The sequence below is a fragment of the Roseovarius sp. genome (genome assembly GCF_040219995.1).
Classification (GTDB): Bacteria; Pseudomonadota; Alphaproteobacteria; order Rhodobacterales; family Rhodobacteraceae; genus Roseovarius.
Genome location: NZ_JAVJUC010000034.1, coordinates 56446 through 81871, shown reverse-complemented (window position 1 = coordinate 81871; position 25426 = coordinate 56446). Strand labels below are relative to the sequence as shown.

The 25426-nt window shown below is 64.7% G+C and carries 23 protein-coding genes; 16 read left to right on the top strand and 7 right to left on the bottom strand.

Features of this window, described 5'->3' with window-relative positions:
• Window positions 1-97 precede the first annotated feature (97 nt).
• Window positions 98-520, bottom strand: coding sequence for a hypothetical protein (locus RID11_RS14675; RefSeq protein ID WP_350140487.1), 423 nt, complete (start codon window positions 518-520; stop codon window positions 98-100).
• An 85-nt stretch (window positions 521-605) separates the two neighbouring features.
• Between RID11_RS14675 and flgB the strand changes: the two genes are divergently transcribed.
• From flgB to RID11_RS14610, 13 genes are all read left to right on the top strand, one after another.
• Entirely contained in the window at window positions 606-992 is a 387-nt protein-coding gene (gene flgB, locus RID11_RS14670; protein WP_350140485.1) for a flagellar basal body rod protein FlgB, read from the top strand.
• Between the two features lie 3 nt (window positions 993-995).
• On the top strand, window positions 996-1418 hold the full coding sequence (gene flgC / locus RID11_RS14665) for a flagellar basal body rod protein FlgC (protein ID WP_350140483.1): 423 nt from the start codon (window positions 996-998) through the stop codon (window positions 1416-1418).
• Between the two features lie 15 nt (window positions 1419-1433).
• Window positions 1434-2093: a flagellar hook assembly protein FlgD gene (locus RID11_RS14660; protein ID WP_350140481.1), complete on the top strand. Its 660-nt coding sequence runs from the start codon at window positions 1434-1436 to the stop codon at window positions 2091-2093.
• A 29-nt stretch (window positions 2094-2122) separates the two neighbouring features.
• Window positions 2123-3382 (top strand): flagellar hook protein FlgE, encoded by a 1260-nt coding sequence (locus RID11_RS14655; RefSeq protein ID WP_350140478.1) that lies wholly within the window; start codon window positions 2123-2125, stop codon window positions 3380-3382.
• Between the two features lie 20 nt (window positions 3383-3402).
• Window positions 3403-4164 (top strand): flagellar hook-basal body complex protein, encoded by a 762-nt coding sequence (locus RID11_RS14650; RefSeq protein WP_350140476.1) that lies wholly within the window; start codon window positions 3403-3405, stop codon window positions 4162-4164.
• A gap of 80 nt (window positions 4165-4244) precedes the next feature.
• Window positions 4245-5033 carry a flagellar basal-body rod protein FlgG gene (gene flgG, locus RID11_RS14645; RefSeq protein WP_350140474.1) on the top strand — a complete coding sequence of 263 codons (789 nt, stop codon included), beginning with the start codon at window positions 4245-4247 and terminating at the stop codon, window positions 5031-5033.
• A gap of 10 nt (window positions 5034-5043) precedes the next feature.
• Window positions 5044-5706 carry a flagellar basal body L-ring protein FlgH gene (locus RID11_RS14640; protein ID WP_350140472.1) on the top strand — a complete coding sequence of 221 codons (663 nt, stop codon included), beginning with the start codon at window positions 5044-5046 and terminating at the stop codon, window positions 5704-5706.
• Between the two features lie 12 nt (window positions 5707-5718).
• A complete protein-coding gene (locus RID11_RS14635) occupies window positions 5719-6831 on the top strand; it encodes a flagellar basal body P-ring protein FlgI (protein ID WP_350140470.1) in 1113 nt (370 codons plus the stop codon).
• An 11-nt stretch (window positions 6832-6842) separates the two neighbouring features.
• Window positions 6843-7145: a rod-binding protein gene (locus RID11_RS14630; RefSeq protein ID WP_350140468.1), complete on the top strand. Its 303-nt coding sequence runs from the start codon at window positions 6843-6845 to the stop codon at window positions 7143-7145.
• A 3-nt stretch (window positions 7146-7148) separates the two neighbouring features.
• Window positions 7149-11150 carry a flagellar hook-associated protein FlgK gene (locus RID11_RS14625; protein ID WP_350140466.1) on the top strand — a complete coding sequence of 1334 codons (4002 nt, stop codon included), beginning with the start codon at window positions 7149-7151 and terminating at the stop codon, window positions 11148-11150.
• An 8-nt stretch (window positions 11151-11158) separates the two neighbouring features.
• Window positions 11159-12394, top strand: a complete 1236-nt coding sequence (gene flgL / locus RID11_RS14620; RefSeq protein WP_350140464.1) for a flagellar hook-associated protein FlgL — start codon at window positions 11159-11161, stop codon at window positions 12392-12394.
• Between the two features lie 147 nt (window positions 12395-12541).
• Entirely contained in the window at window positions 12542-13270 is a 729-nt protein-coding gene (locus tag RID11_RS14615; RefSeq protein WP_350140462.1) for a transglycosylase SLT domain-containing protein, read from the top strand.
• A 130-nt stretch (window positions 13271-13400) separates the two neighbouring features.
• The gene (locus RID11_RS14610) at window positions 13401-14426 is read left to right on the top strand and encodes a sigma-54 interaction domain-containing protein (RefSeq protein ID WP_350140460.1); all 1026 of its coding nucleotides are present in this window, start codon (window positions 13401-13403) and stop codon (window positions 14424-14426) included.
• Between the two features lie 3 nt (window positions 14427-14429).
• Here the strand turns inward: RID11_RS14610 and RID11_RS14605 are convergent, their stop codons facing one another.
• The 4 genes from RID11_RS14605 to RID11_RS14590 form a co-directional block, all read right to left on the bottom strand.
• Complete coding sequence (locus RID11_RS14605; RefSeq protein WP_350140458.1) at window positions 14430-17069, bottom strand: hybrid sensor histidine kinase/response regulator; 2640 nt, start codon at window positions 17067-17069, stop codon at window positions 14430-14432.
• Window positions 17070-17071: 2 nt separating this feature from the next.
• Window positions 17072-17542 carry a putative pterin-binding protein gene (locus RID11_RS14600; RefSeq protein ID WP_350140456.1) on the bottom strand — a complete coding sequence of 157 codons (471 nt, stop codon included), beginning with the start codon at window positions 17540-17542 and terminating at the stop codon, window positions 17072-17074.
• 211 nt (window positions 17543-17753) lie between these two features.
• Complete coding sequence (locus RID11_RS14595; protein WP_350140454.1) at window positions 17754-19232, bottom strand: hypothetical protein; 1479 nt, start codon at window positions 19230-19232, stop codon at window positions 17754-17756.
• A gap of 109 nt (window positions 19233-19341) precedes the next feature.
• Window positions 19342-19929: a hypothetical protein gene (locus tag RID11_RS14590; protein ID WP_350140452.1), complete on the bottom strand. Its 588-nt coding sequence runs from the start codon at window positions 19927-19929 to the stop codon at window positions 19342-19344.
• Between the two features lie 149 nt (window positions 19930-20078).
• Here RID11_RS14590 and RID11_RS14585 point away from each other — a divergent pair, with 149 nt between their 5' ends.
• Window positions 20079-20777 (top strand): hypothetical protein, encoded by a 699-nt coding sequence (locus RID11_RS14585; protein WP_350140450.1) that lies wholly within the window; start codon window positions 20079-20081, stop codon window positions 20775-20777.
• Between the two features lie 9 nt (window positions 20778-20786).
• Window positions 20787-21446, top strand: coding sequence for a hypothetical protein (locus RID11_RS14580; RefSeq protein WP_350140448.1), 660 nt, complete (start codon window positions 20787-20789; stop codon window positions 21444-21446).
• 6 nt (window positions 21447-21452) lie between these two features.
• Here the strand turns inward: RID11_RS14580 and rpoN are convergent, their stop codons facing one another.
• Both rpoN and RID11_RS14570 read right to left on the bottom strand, forming a co-directional pair.
• Window positions 21453-22775 (bottom strand): RNA polymerase factor sigma-54, encoded by a 1323-nt coding sequence (gene rpoN / locus RID11_RS14575; protein ID WP_350140446.1) that lies wholly within the window; start codon window positions 22773-22775, stop codon window positions 21453-21455.
• 183 nt (window positions 22776-22958) lie between these two features.
• Window positions 22959-24437, bottom strand: coding sequence for a flagellin N-terminal helical domain-containing protein (locus RID11_RS14570; RefSeq protein WP_350140445.1), 1479 nt, complete (start codon window positions 24435-24437; stop codon window positions 22959-22961).
• Window positions 24438-24660: 223 nt separating this feature from the next.
• Here RID11_RS14570 and RID11_RS14565 point away from each other — a divergent pair, with 223 nt between their 5' ends.
• Window positions 24661-25422 carry a motility protein A gene (locus tag RID11_RS14565; RefSeq protein WP_350140443.1) on the top strand — a complete coding sequence of 254 codons (762 nt, stop codon included), beginning with the start codon at window positions 24661-24663 and terminating at the stop codon, window positions 25420-25422.
• The last annotated feature ends 4 nt before the right edge of the window (window positions 25423-25426 follow it).

Genomic DNA, 25426 nt, shown 5'->3' with positions numbered 1-25426 from the left:
AGCGCGCAAACGGGTCGCACGGGATGGCGAAAGACAACATGCGTATCCAAAGATACTGCCCTGTCCGGGTTAACACTTCGTGGATGTGCGACCGCATTCAGTCATCGCCGAAGAAATCGTCATCGTCGCCGCTGCCGCCCAACTCGCTCATCATCATGCTGAGAGCGTCGCTCGCAGGGTCCATCGCGATGAGTTTTGCGGCTTTGGGCGGTTTGGGCAGCGGCGTTTCCTCAACCGGTTCAGGGTCAGGTTCCGGCTCGGGTTCTGGCGGTGCCAGCGGTTCCGGGGCCGGGGTGGGTTCCGGTCTCGCTGCGGCCTCGGCGGCCTCCTGCAACAGACGCAGGCGCAGGCGCATGGCGAGAAGGCGCTCTGCCGGGGTTTTCGCGGTTTCGTAGGCCGTCTTGGCGAGTGGCAGGCTTTCGTCGTGGGGCAGCGCGATCAGGCGGCCAAGCACACGGCTGAAACTGCGCGGCAGGGTCAGCGGCTTTTTCAGGCCTGGGCGGGGGGCGGTCTGTGACATGTGACATCCTTTTGTGAGGCGGGTTGGCACCGGAATTGCAGAGATGGCCTGCAAGGACCGGACCAATCAACAAAAGGGGAGCCGCATGACCGATACGTTTCGCGATCACCTGAGCGTTTTTTCCACGTCGCTGAGCCTGCGCGAACAGCGCGGTGCGATGCTGGCCTCAAACATCGCCAACGCCGCGACGCCGGGGTTCAAGGCGCGTGACATGGATTTTCAGTCGGTGCTGGCCTCTGAAGTTGGTGCAGGTCCGATGGCGGTGAGCGATGCGCGGCATTTCGCGACTGGCACGCCCGGGGGCGCGCAGACGGGCTACCGCGTGCCGGTCAACCCGTCGCTGGATGGCAACACCGTGGAACTGGCAGTCGAGCAGATGGAATTTGCCGAGAACAGCCTGCGCTACCAGACCAGCCTGACGCTGCTCAACCGGCGGATATCCGGGTTGATGCAGGCGATGAAGGGAGAATGATCTATGATCGTGAAGAATGTCTTTGACGTGGCCAAGAGTGCGATGTCCGCGCAGATGGTGCGGCTCAACACCGTGTCGTCGAACATGGCAAATGCCCAGACCGTGAGCGACACCAAGGAGGGCGCCTATCGCCCGCTGCGTCCGGTGTTCGAGACGGTTTATGGTGATCAGATGGGTCAGGCGGGGCGCGACGGCCTCTCGACCACACGGGTGCGCGAGGTGGTCACGCTCGACCGCGAGCCGGTGCGCGCCTACCGCCCGGATCATCCGATGGCCGACGAGGAAGGCTTTGTCTACGAGTCGGTGGTGAATACCGACGAGGAGATGGTCGAGATGCTGGAGGCCAGCCGCCAGTATCAGAACGTTTTGGAAACCGTCTCGACCCTGCGCACGCTGATGGCGCGTACGGTCAAGATGGGCCAGTGAGGAGGAGTTTGAGAAATGGCTGATATCACCAGTCTCACGGGGGCGGGGCCGGGGTTTGCCGCGGCTCCGTTCGAGCGCAAGAACAATGAACTCGGGCAGGAGGACTTTCTCACGCTGATGACCGCACAATTGCAGAATCAGGACCCGTTCGCCCCGATGGAGAACGGCGAGTTTCTCGCGCAGATGGCGCAGTTTTCGACTGTGTCCGGGCTCGACACGGTGAATGAAACGCTGGGCGCGATCAGCGGCCAGATCGGCGGCAACCGGATCGCCACCGCCTCGTCGCTGCTGGGTCAGCAGGTGCTGGTGCCGGGCAGCCTTGCGCGGCCCGATGCGGCGGGTGTCTTGCACGGCGTGGCCGACCTGCCCGAAGCGGCAAGTGCCGTGAGCGTCACCTATACGGATGCCGAGACAGGCACGGTGTTGCACCGCCAGGAAATGGGTGCGCAGCCCGCAGGCCTGATGGGCTTTGAATGGCGCGATGCGCCGCCCGCTTTGGTCGAGGCACGCGGGGCTGTGCGCATCGCCGTGCAGGCCGAGGGGGCCGCGCCCGCCGCCCCCTTTGTCTATGCCCGCGTGGTGGGCGTGCAACTGCCCGAGAGCGGGCAGGACCTGACCCTTGATGTGGAAGATTACGGGCTGCGCAGCAGTCTTGAAATCACCTCGATCCGCTAACAGAACGACATACCGACAGGAGCCGACAGATGAGTTTCTTTACCGCCCTTTCCGGGCTTAACGCCGCCCAGACCGATATTTCGGTCACCTCCAACAACATCGCCAATGTGGGCACGCTCGGCTTTCATGGCAGCCGGGCCGAGTTTTCCGATATCTTCACCAACAATCCCTATAGTCGCCCCGCCTCGCAGGTGGGGGCAGGCACCGAAGTGAGCCGCATCGCGGTGGATTTCAGCCAGGGGTCGATCACGGCGACGGGCAATGTGCTCGATCTGTCATTGCAGGGGCCGGGGTTCTTTCAGGTGCGCACCGGTCCGGATGCCGGGGCCGATCTGGGCTATACCCGCGCGGGGGCCTTCGGGATGAATGCCGACGGGTTCGTGACCAATGCTGCCGGGCATTACCTGACGGTGTTTCCCACCGCCGAGAATGGCGAAACGCTCAGCACCACGCAGACCGACCGGTTGCAGATCCCGCAGCAATTCGGGGTGCCGCAGGCGACCACGTCGGTCGATCTGTCGCTCAACGTCTCGTTGGACGACAATGGCGGGCAGGGCACGCAGGCGGCGATCCCGCCCGTGCCGTTCGATCCGGCCGATCCGGGCAGCTATGCCTATGCGACGCAGGTTCCGGCGCTGAATGCCGAGGGCGAGGCGGTGCCCGCGCAGGCCTATTTCGTGATGACAAAGGCCCCGGATGCGACCGATCCCAGCCTCGCCTACAGCGTGCAGCTGGTGCTTGATGGAGAGATCGCCACGCCAGCGGATGCCGACGCGCGGCTGTCCTTTGGCGGCGACGGCGTGCAGACCGGTGGGTTGACGGATATGGGATTTACCTCTGGCGCTGGTGCAATCAGCCTGAACCTTGCCGGGTCGCGGGCCACGCAGGCGCCGTTTGGTGTGACCGATGTCGGTCAGAATGGCAGCAGCCGGCTTGATCTGTCCTCGGTCGAGGTGCGCGATGACGGCACCGTATGGGCCAATTACGGGGCCGAGCGGTCGGTTGCCGTGGGCCAGGTCTCGGTTGCCAACTTCGCCGATCTTCAGGCGCTGAGCAGCATCGGCGATGCCACCTACCTTGCTTCGCGCGATTCCGGTCCCGCACGTCTGGGCGCGCCGGGCACTTCGGGTTTCGGTTCGGTGCAGTCGGGCTCGGTCGAACGCTCGAATGTCGACCTGACCGAAGAGCTGGTCAACCTGATCATGGCGCAGCGCAACTATCAGGCCTCGGCCAAGGCGCTCGAGACCAATGGCACGCTGGCTGAAACCGTGATGAATATCCGCAGCTAAGCCGGAAGAGGGGCACCGTCATGGACCGGATGATCTATACCGCGCTCAACGCGCTCGCGGTCACTCGTGACAGCCAGGTGGCGCAGGCGCAGAACCTCGCCAACCAGACTGTGCCTGGCTATCGCCGTGACCTGCCCAATGAGGGCGGGGTGCGGTTTCTCGAACAGATGCAGGGGCTGACCACGCGCGCGTTTCAGATCGAGACCGGCCCGGCGGGGTTTTCCGACACCTCGGGTACGCTGACGCGCACCGATGAGGAGCTTGACGTGGCGATTGCCGACCGCGGGTATTTCTACATCCAGCCCAGTAATGGCGAGCCCGCCCTGAGCCGCCGGGGCGACCTGCGCCGCGATGTCGATGGCACCCTGCGCAACGGCGCGGGCGATGCGATGCTGGGGCCTGACCTGGCCCCGGTGCAGGTGCCGCCCTATCGCAATATCCGCATCACCGATATCGGCGAGGTGTTCATCCAGCCGATTGACGCGCCCGAAGGCGAGGCGGTGCTGGCAGGGGTTCTGGCGACCACCGTGCCGCCCGACGGCACCGCGCTGACCAAGGGCGCTGATGGTAATATCCGCCCTATCGAGGGTGCCTTGCCCGCGCCCAACCAGATGGCCGAGGTGCTTCAGGGTTCGCTGGAGGGCAGCAATGTCAATCCGGTCGAGGAGTTGCTCTCTACCATGGAGATGCAGCGCCGCTTTGAGCATGGCATGCGCCTTGTGATGACCGCCCGCGACCTTGATGAAAGCGGCGCGCGCGTGATGCAGGCCCCCGAGGGCTGATCCATCGGGCGCACGAGGCGCGCTCTGGCACGCCGCTTGCAGGATAGTCCTGAACGGACTTTTCAGGAAAGGCGGTGCCGATGTCCTCGAACGTGATGCATGTGGCCAAGACGGGCCTTAACGCGCAGCAGGCGCGCATTCAGGTGATTTCCAACAATCTGGCCAACGTCAACACCACCGGTTTCAAGCGCGACCGCGCGAATTTCGAGTCGCTGCTTTACCAGACCGTGCGGCCCGCCGGTGCGCAGACCTCGGAGGCCACGGCGCAGACCTCGCCCACGACCATCGGCACCGGCGTGCGTCTGGTCAGCACCGAGAAGATGTATACCCAGGGCAACCTGACCACCACCGACAACGCGCTTGATCTTGCGATTGACGGCAAGGGGTTCTTTCAGGTGCTGATGCCCGACGGGCGTATCGGCTATACCCGCAACGGCACGTTTTCGCAGAATGCCGAAGGCGTTCTGACCACCGCCAGCGGCTATGTCGTGCAACCCGAGGTCCAGATCCCCGGCGAGGCCACCAGCATCAGCGTGTCGCGTGATGGCATCATCAGCGTGGTCCTGCCTGACGCGGTCGAGGCGCAGGAGGTGGGGCAGTTGACCCTCGCGCAATTCACCAATCCGCGCGGGTTGGAGCCGGTGGGCGAGACGCTCGCGGTCGAGACCACGGCCAGCGGTCCGCCTGCAGTCGGTGCGCCGGTCGAGGACGGGATGGGCGATCTGGTGCAGGGCGCGCTCGAGACCTCGAACGTCAACGTGGTGCAGGAACTCGTCGAGATGATCGAGGCGCAGCGCGCCTACGAAATCAACTCGCGCTCGATCTCGGCCTCGGACGAGATGATGAGCTATCTGGCCAACAAGCTGTAAGGGACATTCCATGTCACGCCTTATCCCCGCTACCCTCGCGCTCGCCGTTCTGGCGGGCTGTTCCACCCAGGTCGAAGAGGCTGAATCGGCGCTTTACGCCCCGGTTTTTCCGATGGGCGAGGTCGAGCAGGACCGGCTTATGCCCTCGGGCTCGATCTATTCGGGCCATGCCAAGGGGCTCTTTGCCGCCGACCGGCGCGCCGCCGCAGTCGGCGATCTCCTGACGGTGGAGTTTCGCGAGCGGTTCGCCGCAAGCAAGTCTCAGGCCGCCGATACCAGCAAGAGCGACAGTTTTGCCGTCGATATCCCCGATGTCGTCTCTTTCGGGTTTGACGATGCGCGCCTCACGGGGGGCACCACGCGCAGCTTCTCGGGCGAAGGAAGCGCCACGCAATCCAATTCGCTGACCGGGCGCATCTCGGTTTCGGTGGTGCGGGTCCTGCCTGGCGGCAATCTGGAGATCATGGGCCAGAAGAAGCTGACGCTGAACAACGGGCACGAATATGTGCGGGTGCGCGGCATGGTGCGCCCGTCGGACATCTCGGCTGACAATGTCGTGCGCTCGGACCGGATTGCCCATGCCGAGATCAAGTATGTCGGCGCGGGCGACGTGGCCGATACTGGTAAACATGGCTGGCTGCGCCGCGCGCTGACCGCCGTGTCACCGATGTAAGGGGGCCCTGTGATGGCGCGCATTCTGATCCTGATCCTGTGGTTTTGGCCGGTGCTTGCTGCGGCGGACCGGCTCAAGGATATGGCCGATGTGGCCGGGGTGCGGGCCAATCCGCTGGTGGGCTACGGCCTTGTGGTGGGTCTTGGTGGCTCTGGCGATGGCAATTCCGGGCTGACCCGGCAATCCATGCAGTCGATCATCTCTCGGCTGGGGCTGGAAGTGGATGCCAACAGTCTCGATGCCAAGAACGCCGCCGCCGTCATGGTTACCGCCGAATTGCCGCCGTTTCTCAAGCCCGGTCAGGTTCTGGATGTCACCGTCTCGACCGTCGGCAAAGCCAAGTCTTTGCAGGGTGGCACGCTTTTGATGACACCGCTGATGGGGGCCGATGGCGAGGTCTATGGCATCGCACAAGGCAATCTGGTGGTCGGCGGTCTGGGCGTCGAAGGCGGTGATGGATCGTCGGTGGTGGTGAATGTGCCCACCGTGGGCCGCATCCCGCGCGGTGCCACGGTCGAGCGGATGGTCGAGACGGCGTTCCTTGAAACCGAGTATTTCGTGCTCAACCTGCACCGCCCCGATTTCAGCACCGCCGGTGCCGTGGCCGAAGCGGTCAACGCGCAGTTCGGTGCGGGCGTCGCGGTGGCGCTCGATGGCAGTTCGGTGCGCGTGCGCGCGCCCCTCGACCCCTCTGCGCGGGTACCATTCATGGGCCTGTTGGAGCAGATCGAGGTCGACCCCGCCGCCCCGCCCGCGCAGGTCATCATCAACGCCCGCACCGGCACCGTCGTCATCGGCGGGCAGGTGCGCGTCACCCCGGCTGCGGTCTCGCACGGGTCGCTGACCGTGCGCGTCAACGAGGATTTCAACGTCGATCAGGGGGCGACGGTCGTGGCCGGGCGCGATGGCGGCGTGGTCGTGCCCGGCGATCCGGTGGTCACGCCCGACACCGAAATCGAGGTCGAGCAGGAAAACAACCCCGCCTTTGTCTTTGATCCCGGAGTGTCGCTCGCATCCCTGGTGGATGCGATCAACGCCGTGGGGGCAAGCGCCGCCGATCTGGTGGCAATCCTCGAGGCGCTGCACCGCGCCGGCGCCCTGCGCGCCGAATTGATCGTGATCTGAGGCGGGGCGGCATGGATCTTCCCCCTCTTTCGCAATCTGCCGCACCCGACCCGGCGCAGGCCCGCGCGCAACGGCAGGAGACGCGTCTGCGCGAGGCCGCCGAAGGGTTCGAGGCGCTGTTTCTGAACCAGCTCCTAAAATCGGGGCGCGCCGCGTCGTTTGGTGACTCGTTGGTAGAAAGTTCTGCGACCGAAACCACGCAATCCCTGCTCGACAGCAAGCTGACCGAAACGGGTGCGGGGCGCGCCGGTCTGGGCCTGTCGGAGGCGATCTATCGTCAGTTCGCTGGGCACCTTGGCAAAACGCGGGAGTAATCCATGGTCGACGTGATGGATATCGGGCGGGGCGGGCTTCTGGCCTATCGCACGGCATTGGGCGTGACCGGCGAGAACGTGGCCAATGTGGATACCCCCGGCTATCGCCGCCGCGACGCGGTGATGCGCGAGACGGGCCCCGGCACTGGGGTTGAGGTGACGGATATCCGGCGCGCCTTTGACGCGCTGATGGCTGGGCGCACGCGCGATGCGCAAAGTGCCGAGGGTGCCGCGCGGACCTACCTGACCCATGTGCAGGCGCTGGAAGACCGGATGCTGCCCGGCGATGGCGGCATGCCAGATCTGCTCGACGGGTTTTTCGACGCGCTCGACGGGCTTTCGCTGGCCCCATCGGACCGGGGGCTTCGGCAGGCGATGCTGAGTGCCGGAGAGGCGCTTGCAGGCGGCGTGTCGGATTTGGCAGCGGGGTTGGAGAGCCTTGCGCGCGGTGTCCGGGACGAGACTGCGCAGGCAGTGGACGAGGTCAATGTGACACTGAGGGGCCTCGCAGATTTGCAGGCGCAACTGGCGCGCACCACCGATAGCGGCGCGCGCAATCCGCTGCTGGATCGGCGCGACGCGATGCTGGGCGATCTGGCGCGGCTGGTCGAGGTCGAGGTAACGCTGGATGACCGGGGGCGCGCCACAATGCGACTTGGGGCGGCAGGATCAGGGCCGGTCTTGCTGGAAGAGGGCCGTGCCGGGCGGATCGAGATGGCGGGCGACGGGCGTCTCACGGCGGTTCCGGCGGATGCCGATGCACCACTGGTGCAGGCGCTGGTCTCTGGCGGCGTTCTGGGTGGGCTCAGTGATGCGGGCGGCGCCATCGCGCAGGCGCAGAGCGATCTTGACGCCTGGGCCGGGCGCATGGCCGAGCAGATCAATACGGTGCACGCGCAGGGTATCACCCCGGACGGTCAGGCAGGCGGCTCGCTCCTTACCCTTTCGGGATGGGCGGCGACGCCCGGCGCGCTGATGCGCGGCGATGCGGCGGCGCAGGTCACTGTCACCGATGACGCTGCGATGCCGGAGGGGCCGCTAAGCCTTGTCCATGACGGGCCGAGCGGGCTCTGGCAGGCGCGCGACAGTGCCGGGGTTGTGCTTGCCTCTGGCGCACAGAGCCTGAGCCTGCCGGGGCTGCGCATCGACCTCAGCGGCACGCCGCTTGATGGCGACCGAATCACGCTTGACCGCCGCGACGACGCGGCGCGCTACATGGCCATGACGCTCGACGATCCTGACAGGGTCGCGGCGGGCGGTGCGCTGATCGTGAGCGCCGCGCCGGACAACACGGGCACCGCACCGCTGACCCTGCGGCGGGTGGACCAAGGTACGGGCTTGCCCGATCTCGCCACGGTGCTGGGGGCGGAGGCGGTGGAATTCATCAGCCCCGGCGTGGTCGGCGTGATCCCGGCTGGCGCGTCAGCGGCGGAGTTGACCGCGCCTCCGCGCCTTGCGGCAATGGACATGGCCTTACCCGAGGGGTCAGTGGCGCAAAGCCTGAGCCTCACGACGGTGGCGGGCGCGGTAAGTTTCGATCTTGCGCCGGGGCTGGAGGGAACGGCGCTGGCCGAGGCACTCAATTCCGGGGCGGCCCTTACCGGTGACGGCCAGAGCCTGCGCGATCTGGGGCTTTTGGCACAGGTCGGCGATGGTACCCTCACCCTGCTGGCCCGCGACGGTGCCTTGCCGGTGGGCGCGACGCTCACCACTGATCAGGGCAGTGCGGCGGGTGTGATCGTCGCTGATGCGGCGGATGCGGCTGCGCTCTCGGTGTTTTCCCGCGACGGGCGGCAGCTCTCAGGCCCACCGCTCAGCCCCGCCGAGGCGGCGGCGTTCGTCATACCGGAGAACGGGTTTGATCCGCAGGCCAGTTATTCCGCCGCTTATCTCGAGGGGGCCGCGCCCTATGGCGGGCTGACGCTTGACCGGATGTCGGCGCAGGGCGATCACGTGGCGCTGCTCGGGCAGTCGGGCGGCCTTGTCGCTTGGACGGGCAACGCCCCCGCCCCCGAGGCCCCGGCGCGTGTGCTGGGTTTTGAGGGGGCGGCGCAATCGCTGACACTTACCGTGCCGCAAGGGGCGAGTGCGGCCTGGGCGGCGCAGGAGATCACCGAGGCGCTGCCGGTGCGCGCCGAGGCAGAGACGCGCCTTGCGCTGGATCTACCTGCGAGTGGCACGCTGTCGTTTCGCCTGACCGGCGTGGCGCTGTCGCCCGTCACAATCAAGGCCGATCTGGCCACCGGTGGCCCCGCCGCCCTGCAAACCGCGATCAACGCGCAGAGCACGCGCACCGGTATCCGGGCCGAGCTGTCGCCTGGCGGTGACCGGCTTCATCTGGTGCAGGGTGAGGGTGCGGATATCACCCTCACTGGGCTGACGCAGTCGGAAGGTGCGGCGATCACCGTGACCCGGCTGTCCCCCGATGGTGCAGCACTCGGCGCTGTGACGCTGGGCGCGGGTGGGGCGGATGCCGCTCGCATTTCGGGCACGCTGCGGCTGAGCAGTGCGAGCGCCTTCGGCGTGAGTGAGGACGGAAGCCTTGTCACCTCCAACCCTGACGGATTCGCCGCCGGTCTGATCACGCGCGAGACCTCGGGCGCGGGCAGCGCCGTGACGCTGCGCCCGTCCGATCCCGCACCGGGCGACCTGACGCTGCGCCGCATCGCTGTGACGGGGGCCGACGGCCGTGTGCATCAAGCCGAGGCCGACCCGGCATTGGGCGCTGGTGCGACGCTTGCAACGGCACTGGCTGCCGATCTGCGCGCGCAGGCCCCGGCAAGCCGGATCACCGGCGCGCCGCTGCAATCCATCCCCCCCGATGGCGCGCAGATGCGCGTGGCGCTGGGCGCGCAGGATTACGCGATCACGATGAGCGGCGGTGCGCCGGTCGTTACCGGGCCGGAGCCGGGACGCATCAGCGCGCGTTTCGATGCGCAGAACCGCCTGGTGATCGAGACCGATGACGGCGATCTGGATGGGGCGGCCCTGCGCCTGCCCGTTGATGCCGGAGAGGCTGCAAGGTTCGGCATGGGCGTGGCGGATGCGCCGGTCACAAGCGTGATCGGTCAGCCGTTTGATGCGGGCAACCTGCCTGCGTCCTTCACCGTGACCCTGGGCGGGATCGACCATGCCGTAAGCGTGTCGGCGGGGGCGGTCGTGCTGCCTGCGAGTTTCCCGGGCACCGGCTATATCAACACCTCCTACGGCCGGATCGAGATTCATTTTGATGCCCGCGCCGGGGCGTTGACGGTGCCCGCGCAGGCGGGTGCGGCGGATGCCGGGCTCGACACGATGGGCCTTGTGGCCGAGGTCGCGGACGGCGCGCTGCGCCTGACCGCGACCGATGACCGCGCGCTTGACATCACGAGCGAGAGCGGGCCGGGCGGCACGTCGCTGCGCTTGGCGGGTCTGCCCGGTGAGGATATGATCGTGGCGTTGACGGGCGAGGGCGCGTTGCGTCTGTCTGGGCAAATCACCGAAGGGGAGAGCGCTGCGCGCGTGCGTGAACTGCGCGTGCTCGATGCTGGCGCGGGCCTCGTCGGGTTGTTCGACTCTGACAGTGACGCGCATCTGGCCAGCCGCAGCCTCGATGCGGCGGGGGTGGCGCGGTTCGGCGATCTGGAGGTCACCCTAGGCGGCGGCATCGCCACGGGCGACCGCTATACGCTGGCCCCCAATACCGGCAGCGCCGGGGACGCGCGCATCATCGAGGGGCTGGCGGGGTTGCGGCAGCGCGACGGGCTGAGCGGGCAGGGCGGCTATGCCAGCGGCTTTGCTGGGTTGCAGCAGCGTGCGGGGGCGCAGGTGAACGCCGCGCAATCGCGCCTTACCACCGCCGAGGCCGAGGAACAGAGCGCCCTGCGTGCGGAATCGGACTTGGGTGGCGTCGATCTCGATGCCGAGGCCGCGCGCCTGATGGAACAGCAGCAGGCCTATCAGGCCAATGCGCAGGTCCTGTCGGTGGCGCGGCAGCTCTTTGATACCCTTTTGCAAGCGATATGAGGCCCTGAATGAGCATTGGCACCTCCCTCTTTCACAGCCTGACCGTGCAGAACATGGCGTCGGTCAGTGACCGGATCGCGGTTCTTCAGGGACAGGTGTCATCGGGCAAGACCGATCCGCGCCCCTCCGCCGATCCGGTGCGTGCGCTGCGCCTTTCGGCTGCCAATGAACAGAAACAGGCGCTGGAGCGGTTCGGCACCAATCTCGATCACGCGCAATCGCGGCTCGATCAGGCTGATATCGTGTTGGGCGAGGCGGGCGACATGATGCGCCGCATCGGCGAACTGGCGCTGCGGGCGGGATCGGATACCGCCACGGCAGGCGAGCGTGACAGCATCGCCACCGAGGTGCGCGCCCTGCGCGAGGGGCTCTTGGGTCTTGCCAATGCGCGCGATGAGGCGGGCCATGCGCTCTTTGGCGGGTTTCGCACGCAGGCAGACCCGTTTGAGGATGGCCCGCAAGGCGTGATCTATCGCGGCGATGGCGGGCAGCCCCGGCTGCAGGTTTCGGAATCGATCCATATCGCCACCGGCGTGAGTGGCGCCGATGTGTTTCGGGGGGCTGAGGTCGGTGATATCTTTGCCACGATCGACGATTTCCTGAGCACATTGGGTGGTGTGGCGGACCGCCCCCGTGACCGTGTGACGGTGCAGGGCGGAATGGATCTGCGCCCTGCGCTGGGTCGCGATCCTGCGCAATGGCAGATGACGCTTGAAGGCCCGTTGGGGCAGGCTGACGTGCGCTTTACCGCGGCGGCGGGCGCTCTCTCCGGCGCCGTCGATGCAGTGAATGCGTTGAGTTCGGAGACTGGGATCAGCGCCATGCTCGATCCGCAGAGTGGCGCGCTGCGGCTGGTGGCTGATGGGACTGTTACGCTGTCTGGTATCGGGGTTGCGCCCGTGCAGCGAGGCGCGCTGATGCAGGTCAGCGACTTGGCAGGCGTCACGCAGCCTGTCGTCGCGCCCGATCAGACCCGCGCGGCGGCGATCGACCGGTTGCAAGCCGCCACCGACCATTTCATCGACCAGCGTACCCGGCTGGGTGCGCTGTCGGCCAATGCCGCGCGGCAGGCGGAGGTGATCGATAACCGAATGCTGTCGATGGAAAAGGCCGTGTCGGGTCTCGAGGATCTTGATCTCGCGGATGCGCTGACCCGGTTGCAGCAGTCGATGCTGACTCGCGAGGCGACGCAGCAAACTTATGCGAAAATCACGCAGCAGAGCCTGTTCGACTTTTTGCGATAGCGGGCCGGGTGGCGGGCGCTGAATTGTTTTCTTAAGCGGACAGAAGCACCAAGCGCGCAGCACGTTAAGTCGGTCACTTAATGACTGTGTCAGGTCATAGCCGCCCTGTGCCTCATCAATTGGCGCGGCTCTTGCAGTCACGCGGTCATGAAGCCGATATATCTTGCACTTGTTCTGACATTTCTTGCGCCCGCCGCAGTTGCGGGGGTGCCGGGTTGCGAAACGCTCTCCGCGCAGGCGACCGAGCGGCATGGATTGCCCAAGGGCCTTCTGACCGCTATCGCGCGGACCGAATCGGGGCGCTCACAGGGTGGTAACGGCCCGCGCGCCTGGCCTTGGACCTCGAATATCCGGGGGCGGGGGCATTACTACGACAGCAAGGTCGACGCATTGAAACATCTGGAGACCGTGGTCGCACGCGGCGAGCGCAGCTTTGATGTGGGCTGCATGCAGTTGAACTACCGCTGGCACGGGTCGCGTTTCGATACGCTGGAGGAGATGATCGACCCGGCGCAGAACGTCGACTATGCGGCGCGATACCTGCGGGAATTGCGCGACGAGACCGGCGATTGGGACACCGCCACACGCTATTACCACTCACGCGATCCGGCGCGAGGAAAGGCCTATCTTGGCCGCGTGCGCCGCGCAATGGCCCGTCTTGACCCATCCAGCACACCAGAGCCTGCGCCAGAGCGCGGTATGGTGCAGGCGGCGTCGGGCATGGAAGAGCCAGGCGATCAACGGTTCGGTTCCGGCGATCCGTTGATCCGCCTGTCGAGCCAGAGCCATTACTGGCAGCACCCAGGACTGCCTGAAGGCACGTTGCCGCGTCTGCCGCGCGATCCCGTCATTCGTGCGGGTCGCATCAAAAGATAGTATCGCGACAACCTTTGCCCGCTCAAATAATAATTCGTTCGCCGCTAAGGTGCGTGCACGCGTTTAACGGGTAGAGCGACATATCATGACGAGTTATTGGACACCTTCATCACTCACGGACCAATACCCCGTGGATCTGCGGCTCGACACCCTTCTGGTTGGTGATACGCCGGTCATGCACAGCCTCAAGCAGGCGGTCATGGCCATAGCGCCCAGCGACGTTTCGGTGCTCGTGACCGGACCTACCGGCGCGGGCAAGGAGGTGGTGGCAGAGGCGCTGCATCTGATGTCGAACCGCAGCGGCGCGATGATCCCGGTCAATTGCGGGGCGATCCCCGATGAGCTGTTGGAATCGGAACTCTTCGGTCATGAAAAAGGGGCCTTCACCGGCGCGCAGACGCGGCGCATCGGGCTGATCGAGCAGGCGCAGGGCGGCACGCTTTTCCTCGACGAGATCGGTGAGATGCCAGCCAATGTGCAGGTCAAGCTGTTGCGCGCATTGGAGACGCGACAGATTCAGCGCGTTGGCGGTGGCACGCCGATTCCGGTCGATTTCAGATTGGTCAGCGCCACCAATCGCGATCTGCACGAGGATGTGCGCCAGAACCGTTTCCGTGAGGACTTGCTGTTTCGGATTGAGGTCTTCGCCCTTGCGGTGCCCGCGTTGCGCGATCGTGCCCGGGACATTCCGGCGATCCTTCGGGCGATGACCCAGAATAGCCGGGATGGCCAGATCCTTCAATTGACGCCCGATGCGCAGGAAATGCTTATCCGGCACGACTGGCCGGGCAACGTGCGTGAGTTGCGCAATTTTCACGACCGGGCACAGGTACTGTTTCGCAACCGCACTATCGCCGCGCGTGATGTGCAGAGTGCCCTCATCCCCACGCTTGGCCTGTTGCCGGCGCAGGTCGATCTGCCCGGCGGTGCGCAAGGCGCATTGGCAGGTCAGACGCCGGATCTAAAGCAGATGCTGCGCGACAGCGAAACGGTCGATCTTCGTGGCATGCTGGAGCGGCTTGAGGTGAAGCTGATTGAATCCGCGCTTGATCTGGCCGAGGGGCGCGTGTCTCGCGCGGCGAACATGCTGCGGCTCAAGCGCACGACGCTGATCGGTCGGATGCAGAAACTGGGCCTGAATGCTGACGCCGCATGAGGTTTAGGCCTGCTCGTTCTGTGCCTCTGCCAGGAGGTCGCGGAGGAGAGGGCCGTAGCTGTCGCGCAGGCCCTGCAACAATGCGCCGCCGGTTTCGGCCACATCGGTGCCAGCCGGGTCGCGTCCGGCGCGCAACATCGTTTCGGCCTCTGACAGGGTTTCGGAGAGATCGAGAAACCCCATGAGGCCAGCCGAACCCACCGCCTTGTGGACTATATCCGCGCGTTCCGTATCGGACAGCGCCCGGGAGGCGATGGCAGTCATCGCGTGCTCGGCATCGTCAAGCGTGGCCTTGGCCAGCCTCAGCCCGGTGTCGCGCCCGACCATGTCGCATAGTTCGTCAAAGGCCTCGGCTGCGGTTTGTGACAGAGCGCCGGGTGTGATGTCTGCATCGACGTCAGCGTCCGAGGGCGCAGCATGCCGGGTCTGGTGAATGGCGTCGGCAAGTTGCTGACGGCTGACCGGCTTGGTCAGGATGTCGTCCATCACGGCGGCGCTGCCACTGCCGACGCTTGTCTCGATCAGGGCGGTGACGCCGATGATCACGGCTTGCGAACTGGACCCCTTTGAGATGCGGATCGCCTGTGCCGCGCTTGGCCCGTCCATGACTGGCATAGAGAAATCCATCAGGATGACGTCATAGGCCCGCGCCTGCGCCTTTTCCACCGCTTCCTGCCCGTCGCGCGCCATATCGGGGTGATGCCCCATGCGGCGGACCATCTCTACCATCAGCGTGAGGTTGACCTCGTTGTCATCGACCACGAGAACCTGTTTCGCAGGTTCTGTCTGGTGCACCGCCGGTCGCTGGGCCGTCGTAGGCGCGGGTTTTGCGGGCTGCTGTGCGAGGTTCAGGGGGATGCTGAAATGAAAGCGGCTGCCAACCCCCGGCCGACTGTCGAGACCGAGACTGCCGCCCTGACGCTCAATCGCCAGCTTCGCAATCGGGAGGCCGAGCCCTGACCCGGTGGTGGAGCTGACTTCGCTGCGATCTGCGGTCTCGAAATTCTCGAAAATGCGTTTCTGGTCTGCAGGGGATATGCCGATGCCGGTATCCTCAACCTCGACCCGCAGGCGTAGCCCGTCAAGGGGGGTGCCGTCCATTGTCATGCGGATCGTGATCTGCCCGGCTCGGGTGAACTTTACCGCGTTACCGGCCAAATTGTAGAGCGCGCGCGAGAACGCGATCGGAAGCCCCTCGACACGGTGGAGATCGAACGCACCTTCGGTGACAAGCTCGATCCGGTTGTCGGATTTCCGGGCGAGCGGCTGCAATTCGTCGACAATGTCGGCCGCAATGCTGGCAGGGCGGAATTCTTCGGGTGTTTCGCGGCTTTCGCCCAGCCGGGTCAGTTCGAGCACGTCATCGACCTGCATAAGCGCCCGCGCGCTGCAATCGCGTGCGGTCTTGAGTAGGGCCCGATTGGCCGGGCTCAGCCGCGATTCCTCGATCAGTCCGAGCGAGGCCATCAGCCCATGCAGCGGCGTGCGCATCTCGTGGCTCATGGTGGCGAGGAACATGCTTTTGGCCTGTGCAGCCTGTTGCGCGGTTCTGAGCGCCTCTCGCAGATCGGTTTCGGCCGCAACCTGCCGCGAGATGTCGCGGATAAAGCCAATCACGATGGTCTGGCCGCTTATGTCCTGATCCTTGACTAAGGATACCTCGACCGGCAGCGCACGCCCGTCGGCGCAGCGGCAGGCGCTGGTCACCGGCCCCTTGCCGATCAGGTTGAGGCGCCCAGTGGGACCGACCGTGACTTTTTCTCTGTCAGGAGGCTCCTTGTCGAGCACCAGAACATCCTCCAGCTTCATGTGCAAAAGGCGTTCGGCCCGATAGCCGAGGAGGCGCTGTGCCATTTCGTTGCTGTAGAGAATGCGCGACCGGGTGTCGGTGACGACCACCGCGTTCAGGGTCGAGTTGAAGGCAGTGGACAGCATCGCGGCAATGCGCGCGGTTTCAGCGGTGCGGGTTTCAAGCTCGCGCCAGAGGCGGACCACCAGATAAGTGCCGAGCCCCATCAGCCCAAGCAGGATCAGCGATTGCACGAAGAACCGGATGAAGAGGCGCTCTTCCTCTTCGCGGGCACGGGCGGTTTCAACGGTGATTTCCTTGAGCGCCGAGACGGTCATGTCGCGGACCAGCGGATAGACATCAATGACCTCCTGCCGGAACGCCATGATGGCGGTCGAATCCGGTTCGGCAATGGCGTCGATCCGTTCTGCCAATGTTTCGCGCGTGGCCTTCAGATCGGCGACCTTGGCCTTGGTTTCCGCCGAGATTGGCATCCTGCGCAGGGTCGAGGAAAAGATATCCACCCGGCTGTAGAAGATGTCGAATTCCTGTTTGATCCGGGTGAGCGCCGCAGCATCCAAAGGGCGGGGGGCATATGGACGAACGGCAAAGGCCGCATCGTCCAGAACCCCCATCAATCCCTGGTGGTCCACCTCCAACTGCGCAACCACCCAGCCACCGTTGTCGCTGCTGGCCGAGCGGATCGCCTCCAGCCGTTGCTTGAAGGCGAGCGCGTTGATCAGCAGTGCGATGCTCGCCACCAGCATCAGGAACAGCAGGATTTGCGCGGACAGTCGCCGGGTCGGGCTGACCACCCTGTCGGTGCTCGTGCCGGAGGGGGAGAGTTGTGCCACGGTCAGTCGGTCAGAACGTCGATCCGCTTGACCTGCCAGACGCTCAGCGCGAATATCTCTTCGCTCTGGAATTCCGGGTTCTGGTCAAAGGGAAAGATCACCCAAAGCGGCCCCTTCTGGCGCACCGAGAAGCTCTCGCCGTCGATGCGATTGGCAAGGATCGGGGTGATTTCCGTGATTTTCTCGGCGGGAAACTCGACGTTGTAGTCGTTGATCGCATAGATTCGCAAGCGTGCCGGTTCGGCACCCGCTGCATCCAGAATCGTGTGCAGGGACGGACCAGAGAAGGTGCGCACCGCGTCGGTCCAGATCGTCGCGGTCTCGAAGCTTTGCTGTGTGAGGGCGGCGAGGTCGCCGTCGCTGAAACGTGTCGTGGTCCCGCGGCCAAGATCATTGACCGTGAGGATCGTCGCATCGGCATGCGCAAGGCGCGGCCCCGCCCCGATCAGCATGGCTGCGGTTGCAAGTGTCATGAATAGTCTGCGCTTCATCACAAGATACTCTTTCCGGTTGTAACAAGGGATATAACGGCATTTGGATAGCAGAGTTTTTGGTCGACACGACTCTATCTATAGCGAGCAAACTATCGAAAGATAGTTAATGGCTTTCCAGAACTGTCATGCGTCCGCCTAGGTCGGGCCTGCGTGCGCATGATTGGCGGAGGTTTTCCCAATATGATGAGTGCTATAGGTCTGGGATATCAATGCCTTGCGGATTAGAACTGCCCTGTCCGGTCAGTTGTGCCAAGGCAAAGCGCAGCTTGGCCTCGCGAGCGTATTCTTCGGTCACGTTGACGAGATATCCGTGAAATAGAACATGGCCGAACGGATCGGTATCCGACCAGAAGCTGATCCTGAGATCAAGCGCCGGAAGATGCATGCGTTCGGGGCGGTGCAGGGTGAGTGCATGATTGTGCTCTGATGGCCGCATCAGAATCGCAGTCAGTCTTGATTGGCTGTCCTCATCCAGATGGCTTGCGAAACTGTCCAGATCGCTGGTCGCGGGCGCGCCGGTGAGGCGTTGGGCTGCACCGTCGATGCTGATCCAACCCGCTTGCGGGTCGAGCGTGAACCGCCCCACATCCGCCAGATCGCGCACGCGCTTCATGCGCAGCATGTGGCTGTCACGTTGGCGGTTGCGGATTTCGGATTGCAGGCGGTTGGCGATCAGCAGGGCCAGAAGCACGATAAGCACGCTCGATACCGCTTCGGTCAGCACATGTTCGGATGAGGCACTGTCGATCGGCTGCACGAATATGCCGCTCCAGAACGCGAACGGCCAGACAACCCCCATGATCACCGCAGCTGTCACCGCGGGAGGCATCAGAACGGCATAGGCCAACATCACCGTGGCCAGTTGCAGTTCGGGAAAGATCAGTCCGAACCGGGTCTGGGCCAATACAAGCAGCCCGAAGAACGGCAGGCTGATCGCGATCAGTCTCACTTCACGTCGCTTAGGCGGGCGAATGAAGATCACGAGAAGAACCACAGCCACAATACCCGCGCGAATGCCCCGATGCAGCACATGCACCGCCGACTCCGCTCCGTAGCCGTAGAGCGACAGCGCGGCCTCCTGGCCGCTGAGCGCCACGACGATAAGCCATTCAGAGAGGTGGATCGCCACAGCCACAAGCGGCGCGCTCAAGAAAAGAGCACAGAGGATCACCACATCCTGGCTGACATCTGGGTGCCGCGCGACGATGCGCGGGGCAAGGTGTTGAGCCAGATATGCGGCGATAAGCCCAAGCGCCATGTTGAGCGCGAAGGTCACCGCGCCAAGTGTCATGCCCGTGCCGTCGCGCAGGAACGGTTGCATTTCTGCGCTGGGCAGCGTCAGGGCGAAAAGTCCGGCGAACAACCCCATAGGCAGCCACCAGTTCTGACGCGGAAACAGGATCGCGCCGAAGACGATGGCAGAATAGCCGATATGGGGGGCGGCGTGTACGGCGACCATCGGCGGCTCGTGCCGGTGCATCGTCGCCATGTAGGCCAGTGTCCACACCAGCCAGAAGATCGAAAAGACCCAGAGGTAAAGTCTTGGCTGCTGTTCCGCACGCCTTTGCCACTGGGCCAGAAAGGATTCCGTCGTTTGACCGAAAAACCAATCCTCCTGCAATGCGGCATCGGGCGGCGGTGTCGGTCTGGGAGAAAGAAGAGTCTGCATGTGCCCTCGCGGTCGTTCGGAGGCAGCCACGTCCGTCGGGGATGTGCTGCCGCTGCGGCTGTTACGCGATGACGTGGCTCTTCTCGACCCCTTTTTCGTGACCGACGTGTTAAAGGATCGGCTGAACGCTGACCCCTTGTGAGATGCGGCGCGCCCAGTTGCTGATATGCGGCTCAAAGCGTGCGCGTGCGTCGCGCGTGGTGGCAAGCAGGATCATGATTGCGCGTGCGCGCCCGTCTCTCGGAGCCTGAAGGCCAAGCCGGGCGTGTTGCCATGCCTCATCCCCGAAGCGCACCTCGCCGTCGCGGTTTTCCAGCAGACGCGCGGACCAGCGCACGCCGAGCGTGTCGAACTCCATCTCGTAGGGCGGTTCAGTTTCTGTCGTCACGCGTAGCGCGTGGGTTTGCAGGAACTCGAAAAGCACGTCCGGATCCAGCAGCATGATATCTGCGGCGATTTCAACCCAGCCATCCGAGATCGGCCGGTCGAGCGCGGTCCATTCCTGCTGTCCCTCGACGCGAAAGGCGAGCAGGGCGCTGTCGCCGGCCATCTCGGCCACCTCGTAGGTGCCCGGCCCGATCCCGAGGCGGGCGAAAGGTGCCTTGGCACGGCAGCTATGGCCATGGCTGGCGCTGCGCGGGCGGTCTGCCCCGGGTCTCGGGGTCTGGATGTCGGTCATCTGGGGGTGCATCTGCATGATCTGATCTCTGGTTGCCCTGTGGCGCATACCCATTCAACGGCAGTGCGGTGGCAGAGTTTAGCCCGTGCTTGGCACGATGCATGCAGGAGACGGCCAAATGCGGCGAAACCGATCTTGCGGCCGCATGATCCTGACAGGAGCCAGCGATGAGCGCGACACCGACCGATCTTGAAAACAGCATTCAACTGGCGCTGGAGGCCGCCGCCGCCGCCAATGACAGCGCCGAGGACGTGGCGCGCCTGTCGGCCGATACGCAGGCCGCCGCCGCCCGGCTGGACGGCTTTGCCAAGGTGATGAAACCGGTGATGATGGGGGTCGTCGCCGGGGCCGTTCTGGCGATCGGGCTGGGCGGGCTGGTTTATCTGCGCACGCTGTCGGACATGCGCGCGGCGACCGCCACGCAGACCGAGGCGCTGACGGTGTTTTCCAAGTCGGTGGCCGACCTTCAGGCGCAGCTTGCCGCGCTTGACGGGGTAACCGAGACGCTGGCCGCGCTCGAACCGGCGCAGGCGGCAGGGTTCGAGGCGGTTCAGGCCGTGCTCGAGGCGAAATTCACGGAATTGCAGACCAGGCTGACCGAGGCTGAACCGGATGAGGCCAGCCCGGCGACCACGCCACAGATGTTGCGCAGCCTCTCGGAGAGGATGCAGGCGAGCCATGCCGAGACGCGCGCCGATTTCGCCGCTGGGCTGTCCGATCTGCAACTGGCGCTGACCCGGATGCTGGCTGATCGTCCGGTCGAGCAAAAGACCGAAGCCGTGGCGGCGACACCGAGCAAACCGGCCCCGGTGCGCCGTGCGCGCCCCGCGCCGCGGCCTGAACCCAATCCGTTTTCGTTTCCCTGAATGCGCGCTATGACCCCAGATGCTGCGCCCGCCTGTCTGCGTCTCGACAGCGTCAACCCGCAGGGTCGCGCGCTCGGCCTTCGGGCGGGTGATATTCTGCTGCGTCTCGACGGGCAGGAGATTGATGGCCGGACCGCGACCCTGCAAGCGCGGTTTCGCGATGGGGCCGAACATGCGCTCTGCGTCTGGCGCGCGGGCGAGATCTGGCAGGTGCTGAGCCCAACCCCGGCGCTTGGCCGGTGGCGCGGGGCCACCTTGCCTGATCCTGTCCCAAACGCGCCCCCGGCGGAGGGGCTGCGCAATTGGGAGGTGATGGTGGACGCCGGGGGGCGCTATGATGTGCAGCCGTGCCGCGCGTCCTGGATGGCGCTGCTGGTGCCGATCCACCTGATCCAGATGCGGCTGTGGGGGGCGCTGGCGCTGTGGGCGGCGCTCTCGGCGCTGTGTCTGCCGCTGGGATGGATCGCGGGGGGCTTGGTGCAGGCGGTGATCTGGCTCTATTTCTGGCGTGCCGCCCCGTCGCTGGTGCGCGCGGATCGCAGCGCGCGGGGCTTTCGCCTGTGGCGGATCATCGCGGCGCGCGGCGAGAAGGGCCTGCATCGTCAGATGCAGGACCTTGCCCCGGCATTACGCTTTGTCCATGCGCGGCCGCAGCCGCAGACCGAATGACGCGGCTCAGATCGCGTTGAGCTTGCCGCGCCGCTTGCGCTGGAACGAGGACGGGATGTTCAGCATGTCGCGATATTTCGCCACCGTGCGCCGGGCCAGAACCGGGCCGCCATCGCTGATCGCGCGGGCGATGGCATCGTCACTGAGCGGGCTGGCCGGGTTTTCTGCTGCGACGAGTTTCTGGATACGGTAGCGTACGGCGGCGGCAGAGGCACCGCCCTCGCCCGAGGCATCGCCCTGGAGCGCGGTGCTGAAAAACCGCTTGAGCCCCAGCGTGCCCTGCGGCGTGACCATCAGGATGCCCGTGGTGACGCGGCTCACGGTGCTTTCATGCACGCCGATGGCCTGCGCCACATCCGCCAGCGTCATCGGCGCGATCTGCGACGGCCCGTGTTCGAGAAAGGCGGTCTGGCGGCGCACGATTTCGGCCCCGACGGCGAGGGTCGTCTGGTTGCGATGCTCGACCGCGCGGCGCAGCCAGCGCGCTACGCCAAGCCGCTCGCCGACATAGCCGCGTGCACAGGCGTCGCGGGTGATCGCGGTGGCGCTGTCCTCGTCCACCGTGACGGCGGGCAGGGTGGAGCGGTTCAGATCGACCTTCCAGCCATCTGCGCCACGGGTGACAATCAGGTCAGGCTCGCGCTCCATCACCTCGCCAAGGCTGAAATCTGCGCCCGGCTTGGGGTTGAGGCCGCGCAATTGCTTGAGCGTGCTGCGCAGGTCGTCCATGTCGCAGCCGCACACCCGGGCCAGCCCGACAAGGTCGGCGGCGGCGAGGCGGGGCAGGTTGTCCAGCACGCGGCGAAAGATCGGTGTCATCAGTCCCAGATCTTCGGCCTGAAGGCTGAGGCATTCCGCGAGGTTGCGCGCGAACAGCCCGGCCGGTTCCACCTGTTGCACGCGGCACAGCATGTCCTCGGCCCCGTCCATGTCGAGGCCGCAGGCAAAGGCCAGCTCTTCGAGAGGCTCGCTCAGCCAGCCATTGGCGTCGAGCGCTTCGAGATAGCGTTCGGCGATGGCGCGCTCGCTTGCATCAGAGAACATCAGGTCGAACTGCGCCGCCACATGGCCATAAAGCGAGAGCGGATGATCGGCGAGGCGGCTTGCGGGATCGTCTCCCTCGGCGCGGCCACCGCCCGAATAGGGCAGCGCGGGCATGGTACGATTGGCAGGGGTCACGTCGATAAAGGGATTTTCCTCGGCCTCCTTCTCGATATACCTTTGCAGATCGGTATTGGAGAGTTGCAGAAGGGCGATCGCCTGCTGCATCTGCCCGGTCATCGTGAGGGACTGGCTCTGGCTGGTGCGCTGTGAAACGTGGATATTCATAACTTTTCTCCGAACTTTCGCTTAAATGATGAAAGCTGCTGCCGTTAAGGTGAAGATCGCCAATGCGTCAGCGGTGCGGGCGAAAATCCGACGCCTGATCCTGTTGTTTCAACTGTCTGATAAAACGAGAAAAACCCCGACGATAACGCCGGGGTTCTTTCGATACTGTCGGGATTTCGACGCTTAGCGGAGCAAGCTGAGCACGTTTTCCGACGCTTTGTTGGCCTGTGCGAGCATCGCGGTGCTGGCTTGAGCGAGAATCTTGGAGCGTGCCATCTCGGATGATTCTTTCGCGAAGTCCGCATCCATCACCCCCGAGCGCGCCGCTTCGACGTTCACGGTGATGTTGGTCAGGTTCGAGATGGTGCTGTCGAGCCGGTTCGAGACGGCGCCGAGGTCGGAGCGCGCCTGACTTACCTTTTGCAGCGCCACGTCGATCACCTTGAGGGCGGCAGCTGCCCCATCCAGCGTCGTCAGGTCGATTTCTGCGACCGAACTCAGCGTGGAGGTGTTGGCGGCGGCCTCGAAGAATGCCGTGCCCGCCGTCGTCACATCGGTGCCCACCGAAAAGAGCTTGGTCGAGCTCAGTTCCACCTGACCGCTGATCGCGGTGTCATTGTCGGTGTCGTCGAGGGTCGCGGTGTGGGTGCCTGCGGTCGCGCCCGATGCAGTGCCATCGGAGTTGAGCGCCGTGGCGGCCATCGTACTTGCGCCTGTGCCGGTGGTGAAATCCTCGATCAGGATGTCTGCGCCCGTGGCATCGGTCAGGACGATGGTGGAGTTGTCGCTGCCCATTTCGGCGGTAACGCCGGTCCGGCCCGACTGGTTGTTGATCGCGACCGCGACGCCGCGCAGGTCGGACGTGTCGGAGACCGCAACAGTGCCGATGTTCACGCCGTTGACGTCGAGAGTCATGGTGTCGGCGGCCGAAAAGCCCGACAGTTCCACCTTGGTGACGGCAGAGGCGGTCACGCCGGTCGAGGCGCTGACATTATTGACGGCTGCGGCCATTTCCTGTGCGGACTGGCCTGCGGTGGTGGTCAGTTCGGCACTACCGGCAAAGCCGGTGATGTTGATCGTGGTCGCGGCGGCGATGCCTGTATCGGCGGTGCCTGCACCGGCAGCCAGTGACACATTCGACGTGAAGGTATGTGCGCCGATATCAGTGGCGGCGGCACTATCGACGCTGACATTCAGCACCTGGCCCGAATCCGCGCCGATCTGGAACTGCTTGCCGGAGAACGAGCCGTCGAGGATGTTCATCCCGTTGAACGTGGTGTCACGGGCAACGCGGTTGATCTCGGTCAGCAACTGCTTGGATTCCGCACCGAGGTTCGAGCGGTCGGACGCGGTATTGGTGTCGTTCGAGGACTGCACGGCGAGTTCGCGCAGACGCTGAAGCATGTTCGATACTTCGACATGCGCGCCTTCGGTCGTGTCGAGCAGGTTCTTGCCGTCGGTCGCGTTGCGCACCGCCTGGTTGAGGCCGGTGATCTGCGAGGTCATCTTTTCCGCGATGGCCATGCCAGCAGCGTCGTCCTTGGCGGCGTTGATCCGCAGGCCCGAGGACAGGCGGCTCATGGCGGCGTTCATGTCGTCGTTTACGCGCGTCATGTTCGCCTGTGCGGTGATCGCGCTGATATTCGTGTTGATGGTGGTCATCTTCAGGTCTCCTGGTTTGAATGCGACGCTGGCCAGCGCTTGGATAAGGCAACGGCGATCCCCGGATTTGTTTAGAGGTGTGGGCGAAAATCGTCTCAAGATACTGAATCAAAATGGTTTTAATTTAGGTTGGGTGGTGCCCTCGGCTTGGTATGGTTCTTGCCCCATCCCTTGCGGAGGTCGACACGGTGTCGGCTGTGACAAGGCGGCAAGGGGTCCTGCAATGGATATTGCGTCACTTATCGGTCTGATCGGGGCGGTCGGCATGGTGGTCGGGTCGATGATCGCAGCGGGCGGTCTCGGGCCGTTCATCGACGTGCCCGCGATCCTGATTGTGTTTGGCGGCACCTTCTTTGCGGTCATGTACAAATGCACGATGCCGATTTTCCTGCGCAGCTTTGGTGCGATGGCCAAGGTGTTCATGCCCAAAGCCGCCAACAAGGAAGACCTCATCGCGAAGATGGTCGAACTCTCTGACGTCGCACGCAAGAATGGGCTGATGGCGCTCGAGGGGCAGGATGTGCCCGACGCGTTCTTTTCCAAGGGGCTGCAGATGCTCGTTGATGGTGCGGATGAGGCCAAGCTCGTCAAGCAGCTGAACGAAGAGATCAAGGCGATGAAGACCCGCCATGACGAAATTCACGAGGTCATTCGCGGCTGGATCGACATCGCCCCTGCCATGGGCATGATCGGCACGCTGATCGGGCTGGTGCAGATGCTGGGCAACATGTCCGATCCAAAGGCGATCGGCCCGGCGATGGCGGTGGCGCTGCTGACGACGCTCTACGGCGCGTTCCTGGCCAATGTGCTGTTTGGTCCAATTCTTGCCAAGCTGGAGGGCTACAGCGCATCCGAGGCGGTCTATCGCGAGATGGTCATCTCGGGGCTGCGCAATATCGCACGCGGTGAATCGGGCCGCAATGTGCAGGAGCAGATGGTCGCGGTGATGCCGCCCAAGCTGCAGACCAAGCTTATGGCGGCCTGAGGAA